Below are 22320 nucleotides of genomic sequence, written 5' to 3'. Positions count from 1 at the left end.
ATGAGGATTGCACTTTTTTCAGATATACACGCCAACCTACCGGCATTTGAAGCGTTTTTGACCGACCTGGGTAGCCGTAAAGTTGATGCGGTTTATTGCTTAGGCGATATGATTGGTTATAACATCTGGCCGAATGAAGTCATTGCGCAAATACGTAATCGTGGTATCGCTACTTTAGCAGGCAATCACGACCAAAAAATAAAAGGGCATGCCTATGAATTGGTGTCGTCTGATAACCGCGCTTACCTAAATACGTTACCGGCTCATATCAGGCTCGAATATTCAAACGTGAATATTGTACTGGCACACGGTAGCATTCGTAGCATTAATGAATACGTACTCGAAGACCTGGATGAAAGCTATGTGCTGGGGATGATGAGTGAAGCAAAAGCCGATGTGCTTTGCGTAGGCCATTCGCACTTACCATACCACCGGATCATTGGCGAAAAACATGTCGTTAATATCGGCTCGGTCGGCAAACCCAAAGATGGCAACCCCGACGGTTGTTACGTGCTATTAACTATAGAAGACAGTATCAAGGTTGAATTTATCAGATTTGCGTACGATATAGAAAGAGCCGCTAACGCTGTTGAAGCAAGCCCCTTACCGGACGAGTTGGCGGACAGGTTACGAAAAGCTTATTAGAGATCGACTTACATTTTCATGCCAGCCATGTTATCATTCCCGTTCTTGAAGGTCGCTTCGCTGTTCAATAAATAGGCTCCATTGGTAACGACAATGGCACCTGCATCTAAGCCGGATAGCACTTGCACATAGTTTTGATTGGCTTGGCCAGGTTTAATCATCCTTGGTGAAAAGCTGCCTTCTGCATTTTTTACCCATACCTTACTGCCTTTGCCGTCACTTAATACCGCAGATGTCGGAACAGCTAACGAACGTGCACCATTACCACCAAGTGAAATATAAGCCAGCATACCCGGCCGGATCAGCCCCTGTGGATTAGGAATGCTGACGCGGATCAGATCAACTTTGGACGCATCCGATAATTCAGGGTTAATGAACGCTACCTTGCCATTGATTACTTGTCCATTCAGATCAGGAAAGGAGACGCTTACCCGATCATTTAATTTATAGCTCCCGGCCTCACCGGCGTATAACTGGGCTTCCACCCATAAGCTGTTCAATGCCTGAGTTTTCAATACCATCATCCCCTCAGTCACATAATCTCCCTCGTGCACCGCTATTTCGCTTACAGTTCCACTGACTTGACTTAATACGGTGGTTGTAGCAGCTACTTTGTTTGAAGCGGCCAGCTTATTGATCTGTGCGGCGGTTAAACCCCATAATTTGAGTTTATTTTCAGCGGCGCTGATCAGTTGTAGGTAGTCTACATCAGGATTATGTAAAAGCTTTTGCTGCTGTTTAGCCAACAGGTATTCCTTTTCCGCTTCCTGCAAATCCTCGCTATATAAAGCATACACGGGTTGCCCGACGTCGACTTTTTCTCCAACGGTTCTTACGAATAGCTGCTGTACCCGGCCCGCTATTCTTGCACTCAATTCGGCAGCTGTGTTTTCATTAGTGGTTACTGTGCCAGTGAGCGTTTTTTCATTACCTGTATTTTGTTCGCGCACGGTATCGGTTCGGATTCCGGCCAATTCAATCTGCGTTGCTGTCAGGGTGAGTTTATCTGATGCGGTGTTACCTGAGCCGGTAAGTTCCACTTTGATCAGTTTCATGCCGCAAACCGGGCAATTACCAGGATGATCCTCATGTATCTGGGGGTGCATGGAACAGGTATAATAAGCTTTGGTTTGCTGCTGAACTACTTGCTGCGGTTTTTGCTTGCACGCAGTCGCTACTAAAATTAAGAGCAGCAATAAAATTTTCAATTTAGTCATGACTTTCCGTTTTAATAAAGCTTTCGCTGTCGGTTAAATATTGGGCGTTTGCTGCCAAGGTATCAGTAGCAGTTAAACCTTTTGTCACTTGTATTTGATTGTTAGTTATCGCACCGGTGCTTACCTGAATTGCCTGATATGCTGCTCCTTGTTTCAGCCATACGATCTGTGTCCGGCCCAGATCAATAACAGCAGAACGCGGTATCCACAAGCCGTTAGTCCGCCCGGTTTGGATTTCGGCTTTAAGTAGGCTGTTTACTTTTAGATTGTGATCCATGTTGTCGAGGTAAACCCTGATGCTTGTCGTCTTATCTCCATTCTGTAGAACAGGTTCAATGAAGTTCACCTTGCAGCTGATCTTTTTGCCCGGCAGATCGGGTAACGTGATCTTAACCGGCTGGTTCAATTTTAAAGCCGCCATATCCGAAGGGTCAATTTTGATGATCGCCCATAACTGATGCGGGTTAACCACATTGAACAAGGTTTGCCCCTTTTGGACATACATGCCCTCCTTGATGGCTAAAGGCAGGTTATTAGCAAACTCCGTTACTGGGCGCGTATCTGCCGTGCTGCCCATCTGGCCATGCGGCATATCATGTACATGGCCTTCATAAGGACTGTAAACCGGCAGGCTGTAATACGGCTTACCGCTTTTTATGACCTGCTTCACCTGTTCATAGGTCATGCCCTGTAACAATAGCTTTTGTTTGGCTGCATTCAGCAAGGCTGTTTCCGCAGGTGAATTTTTGCTGAGGTAGAGCAGGTCTTGTTGAGCCGTTACCATTTCCGGGCTGTAAATGTCGAAAATGCGCTGACCTTGGTGGATTTCCTGAAAGGCATATTTGATGTAAAGCTTTTCAATGCGCCCTGAAAAGCGAGAGGCGATATTATTGAACGTCCGCGTATCAAAATCAAGGTAACCGTCCGCCGAAATTGTGGTTGGTACTTCTTTTTGCTCGGGTGTAATCGTCTTAACCGAAGAAACGACCGTAGAATTGACCGGTTGAAGCACGGTATTTAAACTAATGCCGGCACCTTCACTGGCCTGTCCAGATTTTTTAACCAGCGTCATGCCGCAGATCGGGCAACTACCGGGATGATCTTCGAGTACCTGCGGGTGCATCGGGCAGGTGTATTTGACTTCGCTTTTTGCCTGGTTCGCGACAGCAGTCGTTTTTGGATTCGTGCAGGCGCTCATGACGGCCACAAAAGCGATCAGGAGGATTTTAATTGCTTTCATATTCCCTTTCATAAGCTACCTGTAACGTTAACAATTCCTGTAATCGGTCTAAAGCCTCCATGCGTACGGTTTGCAGGCTTTTGATACCATCTAAAACCGACGGGAGATCGCCTGTATTTTGGTCATAGGCCAGCAGTGCCGTTTTATAGCTATTTTGCAAAGCGGGTATGATGTTCTGTTCATAGTTTTTCAACTGCCTTTTTTTGCTGCCCATATCCGTTCTTAATGCCGCGAGTTGACCTTGTGCCTGGTTGAGGATATCCAGTTTTTTCTGTTGCAGTTCCTCCACCTCATAGCGGATACCTTTAAGGTTCGCTTTGTATTCCTTAGCTGCCCAGGGCACAATTGGAATGGTTACGGTACCCATTAAAATATATTGATTCGCAAACCCGCCGTAACTTTGCATATGTCCCGCCTGAATGCCAAAATCGGGTTTGCGTTTGGCATACTCCATTTTTGCATTTAATTGTTGCAGGTCAATATTGCGGTTGATCCCTTTAATATCGCTCCGGCCGGCAGCAAGGCGGGCGGTGTCCGTTATGATGGTTTCGTAATCTTTTAAAATGATAGTAGTGTCCACCGAAAAAGCGGCTTGTTTATCCCGGTTCATCAAGGTATTGAGCATGATATTCTTCTGGCTGATATCGTTGGTCAACTGCTCACGGACGTTGTCCAGTTGAAAAAGCTCTGCCTTGGCCTTATAGATGTTCGGCAGCTTCTCCTTGCTATAGGTTAGCCGGATATTGGCATCTTTGAGCATATAATCCAGTAATTCTTTGGTGTGCTGTAACAGGGCCAGTTTCTTTTCCAAAACCACGCGTTCATAATAGTATTGTTTGGCCTGGGAAATGAGTTGATTTTTGAGAAAGCCCTTATCGGCTGCCGTTACCTGGGACTGGCCTTTCATATAATCTTCTTTGGCTTTTAGCTTGGCCGGGTTGGTAAACATTTGCTCTGCCTGTACCATAAATGAGCCGCCGCTGGGGTTCAGCTGGTAAGGCACCTGGTACTGGCCTGCGCTGATCTTAGGGGCATCCAAACTCCTTGCCCCCGTAGCATAAGCATTCTGTGCGCTGCCTTTGGCATCATAAGCCTGCAAGGCCGGGTTGGTGCTTACACGGGCGGTCACGCTGTCTAAAGGGAAGCGCTGTGCTTGTGCAAAGCCGGCCAGACCTAACAACGCCGTTAATATAATATAATACTTTTTCATTATTCCTTTACCTCCAATACTTCCAGTTTGCCATATTTCTTCAACTCATATTCCTTTACCATCAAAAAGATAAGCGGTGTGACGAGCAAGATATGTGTGGAAGAAGTTAATACCCCGCCGATCATCGGCAATACGATGGGTAACATGACATCGCTGCCTGTCCCGGTTGCCCACAGCACCGGTACTAAACCAAATAACGCCACGCAAACGGTCATCAATTTTGGCCGCAGGCGTTTTACTGCGCCGTTCATCACATATTCCCTTAAATCAGATTTAGTGATCGTTTCTTTACTGTTGCCCTTCAGGGCGACCATTTGTTGCATGGCATCGTTCAGGTATATGACCATCACGATGCCCGTTTCTACAGCGATGCCAAACAAGGCGATAAAGCCAACCGCAACTGCGACAGATAAATGCACGCCGAAGAAGTAAACCATATAAGCCCCGCCAATGAGGGCAAAAGGAATGGAGATCAGGCTAAAAAATGCTTCCCGGATAGAATGGAAAGCAAAGTACAGGCAGGCAAAAATGATAAGGAGGACAATCGGCAGTATCAGCTTCAAGGTATGCTCTGCCCGGATCAAATTCTCATACTGGCCGCTCCATTCGATATAATAGCCCTTTGGTAAAGTTTTAACCATCGCATTCAACCTGTCCTGGGCTTCTTTGACGGTACTGCCCAGGTCACGGTCACGTACGTTAAACAATACGGTGCCCCGTAATAAAGCATTTTCCGATTGGATCATGGCCGGGCCATTGCTGATCCTGATATCCGCCACGGATGATAGTGGTATGGGGCCATAGCCGGACGTTTGTACGAGCGTGCGTTTGATAGCATCCAGGTTGTTGCGGTAATCCTGCGCAAAGCGGACATTGACGCTAAATCGCTGCCTGCCTTCAATTGTCCTGGTCAGGTTCATGCCGCCTATGGCGCTTTCCACGACTTCATTGACATCATCCGCGCTTAAACCGTAACGACCGATTGCTTCTTTATTGACCTGGATATCCAGGTATTTGCCGCCGGTTATCGGGTCAACATAGAGGTCTTTGACGCCGTTCAAGCCGTTCAAAGCCTGCTTCATCTGATTTGCAAGTGTGTTGATGGTGTCCAGGTTCTGGCCGTAAACTTTTAGCCCCACATCCGTGCGGATACCCGTAGACAACATATTGATACGGTTGATGATAGGCTGTGTCCAGCCGTTCACCACACCGGGAATTTGCAGTTTGGCATTCAGCTCATTAATAATATCTTCCTTCTTAATCCCTTTTCGCCATGCTTCCCTTGGTTTCAACAGGATAATGGTTTCTGTCATGCTGATCGGTGAATTATCGGTAGCGGTATTCGCCCGCCCGGCTTTGCCCAAAACGTTAGCAACTTCAGGTACGCTTTTAATGATCTTGTCCTGTACCTGTAAAACCTGTTTGGCCTGGGCATTGGAGACGTCCGGCTGGGTAACCGGCATAAAGAGGATCGTTCCCTCATCCAGTGGCGGCATAAACTCGCTGCCTAAAGAAAGCAATAAGGGTATGCTAATTACTAAAGCAATGATATTGATACCTATGGTTGTTTTACGCCAGGTCACGCACCAATCCAGTACCGGGCGATAAACCCTTTCCAGGCCACGGTTCAGCGGGTTATGGTCGTCCGTCCTTAACTTCCCTTTCAGAAAGAAAGAGATGAGAACAGGCGCTAATGTCACTGCAAGTATGGCGTCAATGGCCAGTATAAATGTTTTTGTCCAGGCTAAAGGGCCGAACAATTTGCCTTCCTGTCCCTCCAGTAAAAAAACCGGCAGGAAGGACGCGACGATGATGAGCGTAGAGAAAAACACGCCACGGCCAACCTGCTTGCAGGAGGCTTCAATGATCTTTATTCTTTCTGCTGTGGTCATGATTTTTCTTGTTGTTGGGCGATGGATAAATTCCGGTGCGAGTTTTCGACCATGACGATGCCATTATCCACGATAACCCCGATAGCTAAAGCGATACCTGTTAAGGACATAATATTAGAACTGATACCAAAGAAGTTTAACAAAATGAAGCTGGCAGCAATGGTAATGGGTATCTGAATAATGATACTTAAAGCGCTTCGCCAGCTAAATAGGAACAGGATGACAATAATGGATACGGTGACCATTTCTTCTATCAGCGTATGTTTCACTGAATTAACCGCGCTTTCAATGAGTTCGCTGCGGTCATAAGCGATCTTGAACGTTACACCCGCAGGCAAGCCTTTTTGAATATCGGCCATCTTATCCTTAACGGCATGGATAACTTTGTCGGCATTTTCACCATAGCGCATCACGACGATACCACCTACGGCTTCTCCGTCGCCATTCCGGTCAAAGATACCCAGACGTTCATCGCCGCCCATTTGAACGGTGGCCACATCTTTGATCTTAACTGGTATAGCATTGATCACACCGATAGGCATGTTCTCGACATCCGCTAAGCTTTTAATATAGCCCAGGCCGCGAACGATATAGCCGGTGCCGTTCATTTCAAACTTACGCCCGCCCACATCATTGTTATTGCTTTTAACCGCTTTAAGCACCTGCGCTAAGGATATGTTGTAATAATTCAGCTTGTGCGGATCGATGCTGACCTGGTATTGCTTTTCAAAGCCGCCAAAAGAGGCCACTTCGCTTACACCGGATACGGTTTGCAGGCCTAATTTCACATACCAGTCCTGTAGGGCGCGCTGTTCGCCCAGATCCATGCCTTTGGCGTCGAGCGTGTACCAAAGCACATGGCCGACGCCTGTGCCATCCGGCCCCAATGTGGGTGTAATGCCTTCCGGCAATAAACGCTGTGCGTAGTTTAGTCTTTCCAATACCCGGCTACGCGCCCAGTACACATCGGCTTTATCCTCAAAAACGATGTACACAAAGCTCATCCCGAACATAGAGGTCGCACGAATGGCTTTTACTTTTGGGATACCTTGCAGGTTACTAACCAACGGATAGGTTACCTGGTCTTCCATGATCTGCGGGCTGCGCCCTTGCCATTCGGTAAAAACGATCACCTGGTTGTCCGACAGGTCGGGTATGGCGTCAATCGGATTTTGTTTGACCGCATAAGCCCCCCACGCAAACAGGGCAATGGCGATCAGCAGTACGATATACCTGTTTTTTAAGGACAGGCTGATCAATTGGTTTATCATCTTAATTGCTTTAATCAACCCTCCGCCAAACAGCGGAGGGTTGAATGAATTACATTTTCATTTTTTCTGCCGGTTTCTTTTTATCGGTCTTTTTAACCAGGGTCATACCACATTTCGGGCATTTGCCGGGTTTATCACTCAGCACTTCCGGGTGCATGGTGCAGGTGTACTGCACTTTTGGGGCAGGCTTTACCTTTTTAGTTTTAGTCGTGTCTGAAACAGCATTGGTGCCATTGGAAGCAAAAACGGTCGTGGCAGAAAACAGGATGGCAACAGCCATCAGCATTACTTTTTTCATGTGTTAAAAAATTGAAAATGAATAAATAGCACAGGCAAAGCCAATGCGTTAATTATGAATTAAGATGGATTCTAATTGAATTATAGCCGGTACAGGATTGTATGGCTATGAAAAGTACAGGTCAAATCCTGTAGGCGCAGTTGAGGGTATAGATGGGTATATCAGGGTCTCCCGGAGGAGCGTTCGCCTGGTAACCGGTACGAATGGCTGATTCCGAAAGGATGTTAACTGCAATCCCGTAAGCAGGCTCCGGCAATATAGCCGGTGTGATTGGGTTTAGCACCGTGGCGTTCACCGACACATGGCTATCCTTTATTTTAAAACTTTTGCTTTCATGTTTGCAGCAGTTATCCTTATCTGAATGATCGGCTGAAGCAAGGGTCAATGTTATGCCAGCAAGTTTACCGCAGCAATAAAAACGACTTATTCCGATACCCACAAGGGATAAAAGATAAATCGCCGTTAAAAATATGAGTGCGGTACGTTTCACAAATCGAAATTACAATTTTTTATTTAATTAAAGGCAGGTAACAAGAGCCGCCCGGCTAAGGGGCGGCTCTTGGTTTAGTTACACTTTACATTTAGTCTTGCATTCCCCGGAATCCTTACAGGTTTTACTGCAATAATCCTTGCAGTTTGGCCCGCAGCCTTTTGCGCATTTAGAACAGGTGAATTTGCTGTTGCAGCAAGGAGTATTGGCATAAGTAATCGATATAACAGATAATAGCATCACCATCGTGATGAAAAGAAACTTTTTCATGATTTGAATATTTAAGATTAATAATTAAACGATTTGTCAATCTAAGATTAACAGGGTTCGGATTTAACTATTAAACTTTCGGCGGGTTCCAGTCGTTGTCCTGGTAATCCGATAATTCACCTAAAGCAAAAAACCGGGTAGTCTGATCGTGCAAATCAATGATTGCTGGTGAAAGGGAAACAGATTGAATAATCCTAAACCCGCAGGCACTGCAAGATAGCATTGCATTACAGGTACCTTTGGAACAACTGTTATCTGAAGCCTGCTTTTGATGCTTACCGCAAGCCTTGTACGCACTTTTTTTGTAGCAGGACGCATGTACCTGAGTATGCAAAGTATTTGCCATCCGCGACATTGGGGATACCAACAAGATACATACGGTGAGGAAAACAGCGATCGCTTTCATTATGTGTTAAACTTTTATTTTTTAAAGATAGTGCAATAAATTTCACGTTATTACTGCGACAAGGTAAGGAAGTACGCTTTTATTATTTTATACTATTCGGACAAAAATTTATATCGTATTGTACTAAGTCTTTACTTTTAACAAGCTGGCATTAATAGCCACAACAACCGTGCTGACCGTCATTAATACGGCTCCCACTGCCGGGCTCAAAACAATCCCCTGATTATACAGCACGCCTGCCGCCAGCGGCAATGCGACCACATTATAACCCGTAGCCCAGGCCAGGTTTTGAATCATTTTACGATAAGTCGCTTTTCCGAATAATATCAGGCTAACAATATCCTTTGGATTACTGTTAACCAAAACAATACCTGCAGTTTCCGCTGCAATGTCACTGCCGGAGCCTACGGCTATCCCAATATCTGCCTGCGCCAGCGCGGGGGCGTCATTTACGCCATCGCCCGTCATGGCAACAAACTCACCTTTTTGCTGCAATTCTTTGATTTTATCCAGCTTCTGATGTGGCAGAACTTCAGCAAAAAAACCATCCATTTTTAACTGGTTGCTCACGCTTTCCGCCACCATTTGGTTATCTCCTGTTAACAGCAATGATTTAATGCCATTGTTATGCAGCGTCTGTATGGCGTCAGCTGATTCCGGGCGAATGGTATCCGATAATGCGATATAACCATATAATATCTCATTGATGATGACAAAGACAACTGTTTCGTTACCGTTAGCGACAAAGTCTTCAGGTTCGGAAAATTCGTGTTCTTTTAAATAGCCGGGGCTGACGACTTTGAGTTGCTTGCCTTCTACCAACGCCTCAATACCCTGACCGGTGATCGCCTTAAAATCTTTTACTTCGGGAATGCTTAATGAACGTTTTTTTATTTCGGCGAGGATTCCGGTGGCAATCGGGTGTTCTGAATTTTGTTCCAGCGCTGCTACGGTTCGCAACAGTTCGTTTTCATTTTGCTTTTTGTCATTACTTTGATGATCTATAACAACCACCCGGGCTACCTCGAATTTTCCAACGGTCAGCGTACCTGTTTTATCAAAAACAATGGTGCTGATCTTGCGGGAGTTTTCAAATGCTGTACGGTTTTTGATCAACAACCCGTGCTGGGCAGAAAGCGAAGTAGACTTGGCTACCACAAGCGGCACGGCGAGACCCAGAGCATGTGGACAACAGATCACGATCACTGTTACCATTCTTTCCATAGCAAAAGCCAGATCTTTGCCATCCGCAAGCCAAAAAGCAAAGGTACTAAGCCCCGCAATAAGGGCGATGACGGTTAGCCATTTGGCGGCCTTATCAGCCAGCAGTTGGGTGTTTGATTTGGCGTCCTGTGCATTTTTGACCAGGGTTATTACTTTGGACAGATATGAATCTGCGCCGCTATGCGTGACTTTAACCTTTAAAGAGCCGTTGCCATTGACCGACCCGGCAATCACGTCCTGTCCTTTAGTTTTCTGTACGGGTGTAGCCTCACCGGTAAGCATGGATTCATTCAGATAGCTTTCGCCATCCTCGATAATCCCGTCGGCGGGAATTTTTTCACCTGGCTTGATCAGGATCAGGTCTCCTGTCTTTAAGGTTTCTGTTTTAATCTCGGTCGTGTCTTTGCCTTTAATTAAGTGCGCCTCTGCCGGCATGAGTTGCACTAAAAGCTCCAATTCCCTGGAAGCTCCCGCTACCGACCGCATCTCGATCCAGTGCCCGAGCAGCATGATCAGGATCAGCGTGGTAAGTTCCCAAAAGAAGTCCATTCCTTTCAATCCGAAAACCGTTGCCGCGCTGTAAATGTAGGCTACTGTTATGGCAAAGCCGATCAGGGTCATCATGCCGGGGTTTTTAGCCTTTAATTCATTAAACCACCCACTCAAAAATGGCCAGCCGCCGTAAAGGAAAACGATGCTTGACAAGCCAAAAAGCAGGTAGCCTGAGCCGCCGAACCGAAAATCCAAATGCAGCCATTGCTGAATTTGCATAGACAGTAACATCACCGGAACCGTCAATACCAGTACCACATAAAAACGCTTTCTAAAATCAGCGATCATCATCGCATGATGATCATGACCAGCCATTCCCATATTTGGACCATGACCTTTAAGCATTTTACCATGATCCATTGATCCAGCTTCAGCGTTATAATTTGCCTGTGTACGGGCAGGTTGTTGGTGCCCTGTCATGGCGTGATGATCGTGTTGATTTTCCATTCCTCTAATGTTTTAATAAGTTAACGTCAAACCCCCGCCGAGACCCATATCACTGTCATAGTGCGTGGATAATGAAAAGTATTTAGTTAGAATATACCGAAATCCTGCTGAATACTCTTTATCCGTGTTGATCATTAATGACATACGCAGCCGTTGCGCAACCGGAATGTCTTCACGTCCTAACTGGAAACGCAGTTTGCCGTTCCCGTCAATCCGCATGTCCGCCACAAATAACATGGGCAAGGTATAGGCAACACCCGCGACTACCGTGTGGCGGTTTTCCTTGTTGCTCACCTGACCGAACAGGTTCTTATAATCGCTGCCAAAAATATTTTTTTCATCTGGGTTAAACTTCTTGTAGTGATAATCAAAACCAACATATGGAAAAAGCCATTGGTTCCGTCCGATATAACGGCCCACCGTCGTTTCACTTTCGTAACCCATCATGGCATCCGTGCCAAGATGCCACATGGTCATCGCTTTCCAGCGTGTACTGCCCAGCATTACCTGTCCGTCTGTTCCGTTGCTTTCCAATCCGACTTTTCCCATTAGGTGTGGCATCTGGTCGTCCCAAAAGAGCTTGCGCTGCGCCAGCTTCGGATCAGGCACATCAGGATTCGGCGGGGAGTTCTCATAGCTGAATACGCGTCCCATGCCGCTCATCATGTGGTAAAGGATATGGCAGTGGAAGAACCAGTCACCACCAGGCTCATTGGCCGCAAATTCTATCGTGTCCCTCTCCATCGGCATAATGTCAAGGACATTCTTCATAGGAGCATTCTCGCCCTGCCCGTTGAGCACCCTGAAGTCATGTCCGTGCAGGTGCATCGGGTGCCGCATCATGCTATTATTGTAGAGGATGATCCGCAGGTTCTCGCCTTTTTTGATCAGGATCTTATCAGACTCGGATACCGTCTTATTATCCAGTGTCCAGACATAACGGTTCATATTTCCTGTCAGGTCAAACTTTAGCTCCCGCCACGGCCCCGCAGGCAAGCTGGTCTTTCCAGGGTCGCGAAGCATGTTATAATTCAATGTTACGATGTCCGGGTTTTCAGCGGCCATATTCATGCCTGACATGCTTTGGTCATTTGCCATTTGCATTCCAGCCATGGTAGCTTTTGTTTTTTTAGCGGCTGGTTTTTCCTCGCCGGTAATCTCCGGGTACATGACGGTGTTCATATCCATGATCTGGTTTTGCATGGTCATGCCATCCATCTGTACCATATTACCATTCATGTCCATCATATCATTCATCATTTTCATACCGGCAAAGTATTTCAGCTTTGGCATTTTACCGGCATAAACTTTATCGCCTTTGCCCAGCCAAAGTGACGCGGACTTCGTACGGTCTTCGGGGGTGACCAGGAATTCATAGCTTTTATTTTCCGGTATGGTCACCACCACATCGTAGGTTTCGGAAACTGCAACGATCAGCCGGTCGACTTCAACAGGCGCTACGTCATTGCCATCCGTTGCAACCACGGTCATTTTACCACCTGCATACTTCAACCAAAAATAAGAGGAAGCACCACCGTTGGCGATGCGCAATCTCACTTTATCACCGGCTTTGAATTGTGGTTGTTCATTTTGATTTTTTCCATTGATGAGAAAATTATCATAGTATACATCGCTCACATCCATGGCGGTCATACGCTTCCATTCATTGGCAACCTTCGTTTTGAAGTTGCCTGATCTTATCGCTTCGAGGTAGCTTTGCGTTGTTCCCTTTTTGATGGCGAACCAATCCGTAGCGGCATGAAGGCTCCGCTGAACCTCCTTGGGATTCATATTCGTCCAGTCACTTAATACCAGCGGAATGGTCGGAATGTCCCATTCCTGGCGTTTATTCATGATAAATGCACCGTACATGCCGATCTGTTCCTGTAAACCGGTATGACTGTGATACCAATGGGTGCCATGTTGTTTGATGGGAAACTTATATAAATGCGTTTCACCCGGCTTGATCGGCATCTGGGTCATGTTAGGCACTCCGTCGTAACGGTTGGGTAGAAACAGTCCGTGCCAGTGCAGCGAGGTTTCTTCTTTCAGTTTGTTGTGAACATAGATTTCCGCAGTATCGCCTTCCGTAAATGTCAATGTCGGCATGGGAATACTGCCGTTTACGGCAATGGCACGCTTTGGTTTTCCACCATAGGTAACGGTAGTGTCGGCTATAAAAAGGTCATACCGAACCGTACGGGGCGGATATTTAGCGCTAATGGTTTTGATAGACCCTAAATGGTCTTTTGCAGCTTGAATATCGGCCGGTCCGCTGCTCATTTTCATACCATCCATCTTCATACCCTCCATTTTTCCACCTGTTTTCGCACTGTCCGTTGCGGGCATGTTCAGTCCAGACATATTCATAGCTTTTGGTTGCTCTTTGACCAGTTTCATCCCGCACTTGGGGCAGTTGCCTGGTTGGGCCGAATGAATATCAGGATGCATCGGGCATGTATAACTGACAGCACTTGCCGCAGGCGCTTTTTCCATCGGCTTGTTATCCGCCTTCAGGTTTTTTCCCTTTAGTGTCATGTTTTTAGCGGCTGTCTTTGGGGCAACTGCCTTTGGTTTTTCTTTAACCAGCTTCATGCCGCATTTGGGGCAATTACCAGGTTTTGCGTCATGGATTTCCGGATGCATAGGGCAGGTATAAGTGACCTGCTGCTGTTTCTGCATTCCCGGCATACCCTGCATATCGGTTTGAGCCTTCGCTATCTGCCCGAATAAAAGTATCAGCACCATAAGTGTTATATTTTTCATCTTTTAACTTTTACGGCAGTGTGCTGCTGGTCTCTTTAGCCCAATTCAGCAACGTTGCCTTATCTTCTTTTGTAAGTATTGCATCACGGTGTATCATTGTATAGGAACCCAAGGGCATAGCGCCTTCCTCCAGGCTTTCGCCGATTGCCCTTATGCGGCTTCGCTGCCGCCTGGCAGCGTAATCACCGAATTCTGTCAAAATTCAGTTCATCTTTGCCGCGCCTGATATGACCATCCAGTATATATCGGACTGGCTGCAGTTGCGCGTACCAGGGATAGTTGGTATGATCGCTATGACAATCATAACATGACCGTTTCAATATGACCTGAGCGTTTGATGGAACCTGGATAACCTCTGCCATCGTTTTACCGGCAGGAGCTTTTCCTTGGTTATGGTCGCGCGGGAAAAATTGCATAGCAGCAAGCAGCAGCGCCCCTGATCCGATGATCTTAACCGTCCTGTTCATGGTCATTTATTTTAATTCTTCCTTCACATTTCCGCAGGTTGACATGCCTGAACCCATATAGGGGTTTTTGATCTCTTTACTTTCACTTAGCCAGATCGCCCCTTTTTTATCATTATACATGGGGCAATGATCGACGAATAATGACCGTCCCGCACCGAAAAGCTTGACCAGATCATACATATCTTTGCTCAGCATATCAAAGTGTTCACGCTGATGCGGCAGTTTTCCCGCGCTTTCGCCAATGTGCTCGGCCATTTCATGCGCGTCGTCGGCAATGTCCTCGAAAGATTTTTTCTGGGTGGCTGAAAGTGCGGACTTATCAAACTTTCCAAAACCATCAGCGAGGGCTTTACCAGCCGTTGCAGCGTCCTTACTGTTGTCTTGCGCCAGCGCATTTTTCAATTCCAAATAACTGCCAACGAGGCCATTTACCGCTGTAGCAGGCTTTGAAGAAGTAGCGGATTGTCCTGGCGTATTTGCCGTTTTGGTTGAATCAGTAGCCGTGGAGGTTGATGTGGATTTATTGTTATTGCAAGCTGTGAATGAAACTGCGGTGATGGCTAAGCTAACTATGATTAAATTTTTCATGATGTCTAAATTTTGTAATGAGCAATGACCGGCAAATGATCAACATTTGCCGGTTAAGCTTTATGGATAAACTTATTTATTAAGGGTTTCGGTAACCTTGCCACAGGTGAGCATTTGGTTTCCGTAGTATGGGTTCTTGATCGCAGCTTCAGCAGAAAGCCAATAGCTTTTCTTCATCGGGCAATAAGCATAATAAACCGGCTTATCCGATAATTTTACTGCTTTTGCCAGTTTGAAGAAGTTCAACGAGAAATTGGCAAAGTGTTCCCGCTGATGGGCGATATCCTTGCTCTCCGAAATATGCCGCGCATCAAAGGCAAGCTTTTCCTGTAAAAGCATAAAAGTGTCCATCTCCGGCTTGTCCAGCGTCTTCATATCGACCCCATTGATCGCTTTCAGGAACTCGGTAGCATGAGTGGCTGCGTCCGGGCTGTTTGAGGTGACAAGCGCGTCTTTGACGCCGTAATAAGAGGACAATAAAGAAGAAAGGGATGATGTTTTCGCATCCTGGGCAAAAAGTTGTTGTGTAAACGCAGTTGCAATGAAGGCAACCAGTAAAAATGTCTTTTTCATGATCTGAGAATTAAAATAAAGTATAAAATTCGGGCATGGCTACGCCATGTAACGGTTTAAACTTAATCGTAATCAGATCAACAGGCTGCGATGAATGATATAAATATTTCTTGTCGGGGGACGCTGTCGCTCGTCAATAACGATACGGGGTATAATAATAACGCCAGGATCAGGCACCAACGAAAATATGAGGTTGTCGCTGGTATATAACAGTGGCGCTTTTAAGACCAGGTGGTCGGTCGACGGGACAAGCTTGGCCAATGAAATAAAGTTATTTACCGCGCTTTGGCAGCAAGGTTCATCAGTGCCTATCGTAGTTTGTCCGGGAAGCAGTTGACGATGCGTGTGTTTAACGGCAGCATGATGGTGTTCATGACTTTCGACAGCTTCGTGATGGTTATCGTGGGACATATGTAAAGCGCAGCTAAACCCGGCAACGGTATTCAGCATAAATATAAAGAGTAACAAAAGCGCTTTACTTTTCATCCTATACAAAACTAAAAAACCATTAGCAATAACATTTATATAATTCCGTCAATATTTTATAGGCTACGAACATTACACTGCTTCCTTTGCAATCTTCTGCATAATGGAATGATCGTCGCCAAATTTGCACAGCGCGTCACAATGCTGCCGAAGGTCAGAAAAGCAAATGTATTTCATTTCCATATTCCCTTGCCGGATCGATGGCCTGGTAAGCTGCATAACAACATCTTTTTCGCGTTGGTCAGGCACCACGAGATATAATACTTCCTCCTTGCTATTCAGGCTGCAACTCAGATCGGTCAGCCGCAGTATCCCGGAATAGATACTTGTGCTTTTCTCCACTTCAAACGCGGCGATGACTTTAGGGGTGCCTTTTTGGAACCAAAGAACGTCGATCAACTTAACGGTGTTCAGTACCTCTTTGTCCAAAACTAACGGGGGAAGTTGGCCAGCGAAATAAAGGTGAACTTATTTCCGTTCCACTCTTTAGAGCGGTCGTTAGAGGCGGCGATCACATCGTAGCCGAGTGCATGCCCGATCTTTAGCAGATGGAACTGCATTTCATTGTGAAGATGTTCATCGGCAGTTTCCGCACGCTTTTCTTTATGACGTTTTTCAATGAGTTTTTCCAACCGGTTACGCTCGGTCTCTGAAAGGTATTCATCTTTTCCTAAAAGCAGTTTTTGGGTGCCGATCTCAAATAGCAATCCAGAGAACGCACCGGTGTCAAGCGATAATTCATTGCAATGTTGGCGGTTCATGTCCATAATGACCTCCCTGATCTTCAGGTATTCGCCCCAACTGCCTAATTTTTTTGTCCTTAAAAAGGTAATTGAACCCATTGATGATCGCGGTATTGAACGGCGGTATCCAGGTGGGGTGCAGGAAATACAGGATACTCGCTACCGCAGGCCCCAGGCCTTTGATCTTAAGCGCATCCAATTTTTCAATCTCTTTAACCACCTGCTCTTCATTTTTTGCATGGATGCAATTTTCCAGGAATTGCCCGAAAGCGATCTTATTCGACTGATTTTCGTAGATATCAGGAATTCTCAATTTGGGCTTCCAGTAAAAGGGATGCGAAGCGCCCTCGAAAACCTGCTTTTGTTCCGTAATGCAGGACAGCACAAATTCCAGGGAACTGCCTTTAAAATCGTTCCCGAAACGCTTGCTTTTGATGTCTTCGATCACTTGCAATACACCCCGCCGGATCGAGCGGAAGGCTTTTAAGCGTTCTTCATTATTGATAAACCAGGTATTGTAAACTGATTCCTGATCATTTTTATACTGATGAATTATAGATAATAAGTGATCGCTCATGTATTAAAAAAACTAATATACTATAAAAGCGAGAAGATGTTATCTACAGCATTTTTTTACGAAAAGCACTTTAAAAAGCCAGACCAATGTTTTCTTCACTCGACTCATATTCCTATTGATAATTTCCTTTGCGGATATTTATTTTTCCATTCTACTTAGAATCTGCTTCATTTCAGCAATCTCCTTTTCCTGTGCATCAATAATGTCACGGGATAGTTTTTTCACTTCCGGATCTTTGATGTTGGCATGTTTACTGGTCATAATGGCAATGGAATGGTGCGGGATCATCCCTTTCATGTATTGTACGTCACCAATACCGGCCTGTGTACGAACGCCTGTCAGTGCTAACCCAAAAACAGCGACGCTGGAAATAACAATGATCGCATTGAGCTTTTTATTCTGGTACATCATCCGCATCATGGCAAGCATGATGAGAGCCATCGCGCTGATCATGATGAGCGTCATATAAAACCGCGTCATATTAAGATAAATATGGTCAATTTGGTCATCGTCCAGGTACATGATGGCGTACATGACGATGTAGGATGCCAACAGCATCAAGACGAGATTTTTTATAATTTCCTTTTTCCATTTTTTGGTAAATTTTGATTAAAGAATTAAATAGCCATTGCCCCGAAACGGGGCAATGGCTGAATTTGTTGATTAAGCGGCAGTTGCCATCTCCTCACAAGCTTCGGCGCATTTGCGGCAAGCTTCCGCACAAGCCTGACAATGCTCCATATCGTGCTTGGCGCATTCATCTCCGCACGCTTTACAAACATCTGCACAGACCCTGCACAAGTGTGCACTGAACCCGCTTCCCAAACTCATGACCTCTGCTGCAGCCCGGCATATTGCCGCGCATTCTAAATCCAATTGGATACAACGGGACATCATCTTAATATCCTCTTCCTGAAGGCATGAAGTTGCACAATGGCTGCAAGCCACTGCACAGGCAACACACTCATCGATACAATCCTGAAATTTTTGATGTGACATAATCATTTGTTTTATAGTTATAAACTTAGTGAATTACATTATTTATTGCCCCTGGCCAATAGCCAGTCCTGGAACTGATCTATTTCCTTCATTTGTGCATCGATAATATTGGTAGCCATCGTTTTCATACGCTGTTCCTGCCCATGCAGAAGTTCGAGACGAGCGTTTTCAATTGCACTTTGATGGTGGCCGATCATTAGAATAGCAAAGTCGTGGTCGATGTCCCCGTTTATGATCTGCAAATCCGCCTGTTTTCCTGCTTTTTTCATGTTATCCATCTGCATGGTATCAAAATCAGGATCGTTGGTATGAGGTGGATGTGAGGCGAGAAAGGCGGTAAGCTGCGTTATTTCTGCTTGTTGGCTGGTCATAATAGATTGGGCCATTTGTTTCATTGTTGCATCGCTGCCACTTTTCAGTTCGAGATTGGCCATATCAATTGCGCCCTGATGGTGCATGCGCATCATCATAGCAAAATCGTTGTCGGGATCTTTCGTCATCTTCATGGTATCCATTTTCGACATCATTTGATGCATAATGCTCATCATCTGATCCTGATCGTGATTCTGAATTTTGATTTCATTGTTGTCTTTCGTACAGGCAGCAAAAAAGCCTGCGATAACCAGTAGCCAGGTCAATTTTATTACGTTTTTCATGGTTTCAGTTTTTAGTTATCCCCTTATTTATTTATGTGATTGCATCCAATGTTCCATTTTACTGATATCACTGGTTTGTTCAGGAATGGATTTTTGAGCCATCGATCGGAGCTTGCCATTTTTTGCATTTGCTAAGATGCTTTTCGCCATTATCAACCCGTCTTTGTGGTGCTTGGTCATCATATCTGCAAATTCATGATCTATGGAAGACATGGACATGTTCCCAGTTTTCATCATCGCCATCATATTGTCACTCATAGCCTTACCCGCACCTGAATTTTTATTGGCCGGATCATAATTTTTATTTCCGCTTTGTAGGGTAGGGATTAATTGATCAAGCTCTGTAACCTCCTTAGTTTGCGCGTCCACTATTTTTTGTGCCAAACTTTTCATTACGGCATCTTTACCCTGCTGCACTTCCACCTTGGCCATGTCAATTGCGCCCATGTGGTGAATTCTGAGCATAGTTGCAAAATCAAGGTCGATATTACCCTTCATCTGCTGAGCATGCATCTCCTTCATCATTTTATTCATTGCTTCCATAAGCGGGTCGCCTTGCATTTGAGCTAACATTGATACATCCGTCGTTGGATAGTAGTGGCTGCTCATTAATCGGCCGTTCATTGCCATTTCGGCGTTCATTCCTGTTGCGCCTAGCGCAAAAAGTGGAATCATTACAATTGATGTTTTCATAGATATTATTGATTATTAAAATTTAATGCGTTTGAATTAGTAAATGACAGTAAGGCCCCCTCCAAAGCCGTACTGGTTATCGTAACTGAGTGATAACGCAAAATATTTGGTGAGCACATACCGCGTATCCATTTGGAATTCCTTGTCAGTATTATAAGACGCACCAAGATAAAGCCTGCTGGAAAGCGGGATGTCTTCCCTGCTCAAAGCAAATCGGAACTTTCCTTTTGAGCTGACGCGTGCATCCGTTTGTATAAATAGCGGCAACAAGTATCTTAAGCCTACAACTGCACTATTTTCACTATACTGTGTGAACCGGCCACCCTTCGTGTTTTTTTCAAAGCTTCCACCGATATAAGCCGCAAGGTATTGCGGGTTATCCAGGTAACGTTCCGCGCGCGGTTCAAATTCGTATCTTCCATCGTAGCTCGCACGGTAGTTTGCATTGAACTCATAACGGGTATTGGAGACAAAGATGCTTCCGGTGTTGGTCTGAGAATGAAAGGACAGCTGCGCCCAGGTGTAAAACTGCCGGTCATCATTAATTACCGGGTTGTTCGGCTGATATTTCGCTACATCAGGGTTACTTGGCGAATCTTCATAACGTACCACCCTTGCCATACCTGACATCATGTGATAAAGTGTGTGGCAATGGAAAAACCAGTCGTGTGCTTCGTCGGCCAGATACTCTATCGTTTGTACCTTCATCGGTTCAATACTCACCGTATGTTTAAGTGGTGCGGAATCGCCTTTAGCATTCAGTACACGAAAAAAATGTCCGTGCAGGTGCATCGGGTGTTCCATCATCGTCGTATTATGAAACACAAAGCGGACAATTTCTCCTTTCCTGATTAGTAACCTGTCTGCTTCTGATAGCGGTTTATTATTGATAAACCAGGTGTAACGTAGCATGCTGCCAGTAAGATATAAATGATAGGTTCGAACAGTGTGTTTTCCTTCAATGGCTGTAGTAGAATTAGCCTCCAGCATATCATAGCTTAGAATTTTTCCTTTCCCGCCTAAACCCAGCAGCATGGATTGGCCGGGCCCCATAGGCGTTCCTTTCCCATCATCTTTCATTTTCATAGCCATCCCACCCATGTTCATATCGTCCATTCCCGGCTGCATGGCCATACCCGGCGTTTTTTCCTTATCTTGCTTTCCATTCTTTGAACTATCGGAGGCCATTCCGGACATTTGATCCATCTTCATTCCGGGCATGTTCATTTTCTGCATATTTTGACGACTGGGATCTTGTCCATTCATCTTCATATTTCCCATCTTCATCATCCCATCACTTTTTGAAAACTCGAGACCGTCGTTTTTTACTTTGGAATTCGGAACGGAGTTCATGGGCATATTCATCATGCCCATCATTTGATTGAAAGTATGGGTAAACCGGTAATAGGGCACTTTTGGAATGTCCGTGGTTTTAAATTCTTTGCCGCTACCAAACCATGCCGAAACTTTTCCGGTAATATCCTGCGCCGTGGCCCGGAATTCATATTTACCGGAGGCAGGTATCTTAATGAGCACGTCATAAGTCTCAGCTGTTCCAATTAAAATTTTATCGACCTGAACTGGCTTTACAGCTAAGCCATCCGCAGCTATCACGGTCATTGACCCGCCTGCATAATTAAGCCAGAAGTAACTGGACGCTGAACCATTAATGATGCGCATCTTCACGGTTTCCCCAGCCTTGAACCGTGTAAAATCCTGATTGCCTTGCCCGTTGGCCAGAAAACGGTCATATTTTACATCCACAAGGTCCATCGCTGGCATACGCATCCAGTCCAGCTTCAATTTGTCGCTCAGGTAACCCTTTTCTATAGCTCCGCCATAGCTCAGTACGCTGCCCCGCTGGATAGAGAACCAGTCGCTGCCCCGCTTAAGCATTCTTAAAACCTCTTTTGGCCGGTAATCGGTCCAATCGGACAACATAAAGACCTGTTCCGGGTAATTATCTTTGCGAACCTGCGGCTGTATCACAATAGGGCCGTATAGGCCAGCCTGCTCGTCTAACTCGGTGTGAGTATGATACCAGTAGGTACCGGTCTGACGGATGGGTATGACGTTCGTAAACGTCGTGCCTGGTTCTATGGGCACGGTACTGATGTAAGGTACGCCATCGTATTTATTGGGTACGAGCAAGCCGTGCCAGTGGATAGATGTTGTAGTTTTTCGGTGGTTATGGATACGGATATAAGCCGTGTCACCTTCCGTAAATCTTAAAACAGGGCCTGGTATCTGGCCGTTAATAGCCAGGGCTTTGACGCGCTTACCGGTGTAGTTAACTATGGTATCGCCGATATTAAGATCATAATATACCCGTTTGCCTGCATGAATAAGGTGATCATTTAGTGTGGATGACGTACTTTTAATGGTATCGCCTGGATTCGCCGGCTGTGCGGTCATCTTCATGCCCGGCATGCTGCCTGTTCCCATACTCATTCCATGTGCTGGCTCAGACATGTCCATATTTTGCATGCTATTTGCAGCGGACTTTTCCGGCATTTTTCTTCCGGGCATTATACCACTATCGGAATGGTTCATTTTCATTCCAATCATGCTACCCACACCTTTCCTGTTCGCCGTTCTTTTCCTCGATCG

The 22320-nt window shown here is 45.6% G+C and carries 23 protein-coding genes; 1 reads left to right on the top strand and 22 read right to left on the bottom strand.

The window, feature by feature from the left end; all coding sequences use genetic code 11:
- Positions 1–645, top strand: a complete 645-nt coding sequence (locus ACQ86K_RS12510; RefSeq protein WP_157526385.1) for a metallophosphoesterase family protein — start codon at positions 1–3, stop codon at positions 643–645.
- 8 nt (positions 646–653) lie between these two features.
- Here ACQ86K_RS12510 and ACQ86K_RS12505 read toward each other — a convergent pair whose 3' ends face one another.
- The 22 genes from ACQ86K_RS12505 to ACQ86K_RS12400 all read right to left on the bottom strand — a co-directional run bounded on the left by ACQ86K_RS12505 (position 654) and on the right by ACQ86K_RS12400 (position 22182).
- Positions 654–1862, bottom strand: a complete 1209-nt coding sequence (locus tag ACQ86K_RS12505) for an efflux RND transporter periplasmic adaptor subunit (RefSeq protein WP_157526387.1) — start codon at positions 1860–1862, stop codon at positions 654–656.
- Complete coding sequence (locus ACQ86K_RS12500) at positions 1855–3114, bottom strand: HlyD family efflux transporter periplasmic adaptor subunit (RefSeq protein ID WP_157526389.1); 1260 nt, start codon at positions 3112–3114, stop codon at positions 1855–1857. The genes ACQ86K_RS12505 and ACQ86K_RS12500 overlap by 8 nt, the downstream gene beginning before the upstream one ends.
- Positions 3089–4312, bottom strand: a complete 1224-nt coding sequence (locus tag ACQ86K_RS12495; RefSeq protein WP_157526391.1) for a TolC family protein — start codon at positions 4310–4312, stop codon at positions 3089–3091. Before ACQ86K_RS12495 ends, ACQ86K_RS12500 begins: the two co-directional genes overlap by 26 nt.
- Positions 4312–6204: an efflux RND transporter permease subunit gene (locus tag ACQ86K_RS12490; protein WP_157526393.1), complete on the bottom strand. Its 1893-nt coding sequence runs from the start codon at positions 6202–6204 to the stop codon at positions 4312–4314. Before ACQ86K_RS12490 ends, ACQ86K_RS12495 begins: the two co-directional genes overlap by 1 nt.
- Complete coding sequence (locus ACQ86K_RS12485; RefSeq protein WP_157526395.1) at positions 6201–7475, bottom strand: efflux RND transporter permease subunit; 1275 nt, start codon at positions 7473–7475, stop codon at positions 6201–6203. The genes ACQ86K_RS12490 and ACQ86K_RS12485 overlap by 4 nt, the downstream gene beginning before the upstream one ends.
- 49 nt (positions 7476–7524) lie before the next feature.
- The gene (locus ACQ86K_RS12480) at positions 7525–7773 is read right to left on the bottom strand and encodes a heavy metal-binding domain-containing protein (protein WP_157526397.1); all 249 of its coding nucleotides are present in this window, start codon (positions 7771–7773) and stop codon (positions 7525–7527) included.
- A 121-nt stretch (positions 7774–7894) separates the two neighbouring features.
- A complete protein-coding gene (locus ACQ86K_RS12475) occupies positions 7895–8158 on the bottom strand; it encodes a hypothetical protein (protein ID WP_166584880.1) in 264 nt (87 codons plus the stop codon).
- Positions 8159–9062: 904 nt separating this feature from the next.
- Positions 9063–11162: a heavy metal translocating P-type ATPase gene (locus ACQ86K_RS12470; RefSeq protein WP_243749165.1), complete on the bottom strand. Its 2100-nt coding sequence runs from the start codon at positions 11160–11162 to the stop codon at positions 9063–9065.
- Between the two features lie 12 nt (positions 11163–11174).
- A complete protein-coding gene (locus tag ACQ86K_RS12465) occupies positions 11175–13928 on the bottom strand; it encodes a multicopper oxidase domain-containing protein (RefSeq protein WP_166584879.1) in 2754 nt (917 codons plus the stop codon).
- A gap of 10 nt (positions 13929–13938) precedes the next feature.
- Positions 13939–14127: a heme-binding domain-containing protein gene (locus ACQ86K_RS12460; RefSeq protein WP_431200462.1), complete on the bottom strand. Its 189-nt coding sequence runs from the start codon at positions 14125–14127 to the stop codon at positions 13939–13941.
- Positions 14111–14395 (bottom strand): heme-binding domain-containing protein, encoded by a 285-nt coding sequence (locus ACQ86K_RS12455; protein ID WP_431200461.1) that lies wholly within the window; start codon positions 14393–14395, stop codon positions 14111–14113. Before ACQ86K_RS12455 ends, ACQ86K_RS12460 begins: the two co-directional genes overlap by 17 nt.
- Positions 14396–14401: 6 nt before the next feature.
- Positions 14402–14983 (bottom strand): DUF3347 domain-containing protein, encoded by a 582-nt coding sequence (locus ACQ86K_RS12450; protein ID WP_157526407.1) that lies wholly within the window; start codon positions 14981–14983, stop codon positions 14402–14404.
- Between the two features lie 72 nt (positions 14984–15055).
- Positions 15056–15556 (bottom strand): DUF3347 domain-containing protein, encoded by a 501-nt coding sequence (locus tag ACQ86K_RS12445; protein WP_157526409.1) that lies wholly within the window; start codon positions 15554–15556, stop codon positions 15056–15058.
- A gap of 72 nt (positions 15557–15628) precedes the next feature.
- Complete coding sequence (locus ACQ86K_RS12440; protein ID WP_183549009.1) at positions 15629–16006, bottom strand: hypothetical protein; 378 nt, start codon at positions 16004–16006, stop codon at positions 15629–15631.
- A gap of 108 nt (positions 16007–16114) precedes the next feature.
- Positions 16115–16441, bottom strand: a complete 327-nt coding sequence (locus tag ACQ86K_RS12435) for a hypothetical protein (protein ID WP_431200460.1) — start codon at positions 16439–16441, stop codon at positions 16115–16117.
- A 32-nt stretch (positions 16442–16473) separates the two neighbouring features.
- The gene (locus ACQ86K_RS12430) at positions 16474–16803 is read right to left on the bottom strand and encodes a hypothetical protein (RefSeq protein ID WP_431200459.1); all 330 of its coding nucleotides are present in this window, start codon (positions 16801–16803) and stop codon (positions 16474–16476) included.
- On the bottom strand, positions 16781–17362 hold the full coding sequence (locus ACQ86K_RS12425) for a hypothetical protein (protein WP_431200458.1): 582 nt from the start codon (positions 17360–17362) through the stop codon (positions 16781–16783). Before ACQ86K_RS12425 ends, ACQ86K_RS12430 begins: the two co-directional genes overlap by 23 nt.
- Before the next feature lie 138 nt (positions 17363–17500).
- Positions 17501–17920: a DUF305 domain-containing protein gene (locus ACQ86K_RS12420; RefSeq protein WP_431200846.1), complete on the bottom strand. Its 420-nt coding sequence runs from the start codon at positions 17918–17920 to the stop codon at positions 17501–17503.
- Positions 17921–18025: 105 nt separating this feature from the next.
- Positions 18026–18193 carry a four-helix bundle copper-binding protein gene (locus ACQ86K_RS12415; RefSeq protein WP_243749164.1) on the bottom strand — a complete coding sequence of 56 codons (168 nt, stop codon included), beginning with the start codon at positions 18191–18193 and terminating at the stop codon, positions 18026–18028.
- A 206-nt stretch (positions 18194–18399) separates the two neighbouring features.
- Positions 18400–19017, bottom strand: a complete 618-nt coding sequence (locus tag ACQ86K_RS12410; protein WP_157526418.1) for a DUF305 domain-containing protein — start codon at positions 19015–19017, stop codon at positions 18400–18402.
- A 27-nt stretch (positions 19018–19044) separates the two neighbouring features.
- Positions 19045–19710 carry a DUF305 domain-containing protein gene (locus tag ACQ86K_RS12405; RefSeq protein ID WP_157526420.1) on the bottom strand — a complete coding sequence of 222 codons (666 nt, stop codon included), beginning with the start codon at positions 19708–19710 and terminating at the stop codon, positions 19045–19047.
- 36 nt (positions 19711–19746) lie between these two features.
- Positions 19747–22182 (bottom strand): multicopper oxidase domain-containing protein, encoded by a 2436-nt coding sequence (locus tag ACQ86K_RS12400; protein WP_431200457.1) that lies wholly within the window; start codon positions 22180–22182, stop codon positions 19747–19749.
- Positions 22183–22320 lie beyond the last annotated feature (138 nt).

Origin of the sequence: Mucilaginibacter sp. P19, assembly GCF_050632265.1 — a bacterium.
Lineage (GTDB): Bacteria > Bacteroidota > Bacteroidia > Sphingobacteriales > Sphingobacteriaceae > Mucilaginibacter > Mucilaginibacter gossypii.
Note: the sequence above shows the minus strand (reverse complement) of the source record. Positions and strands in the feature narration are given on the sequence as shown.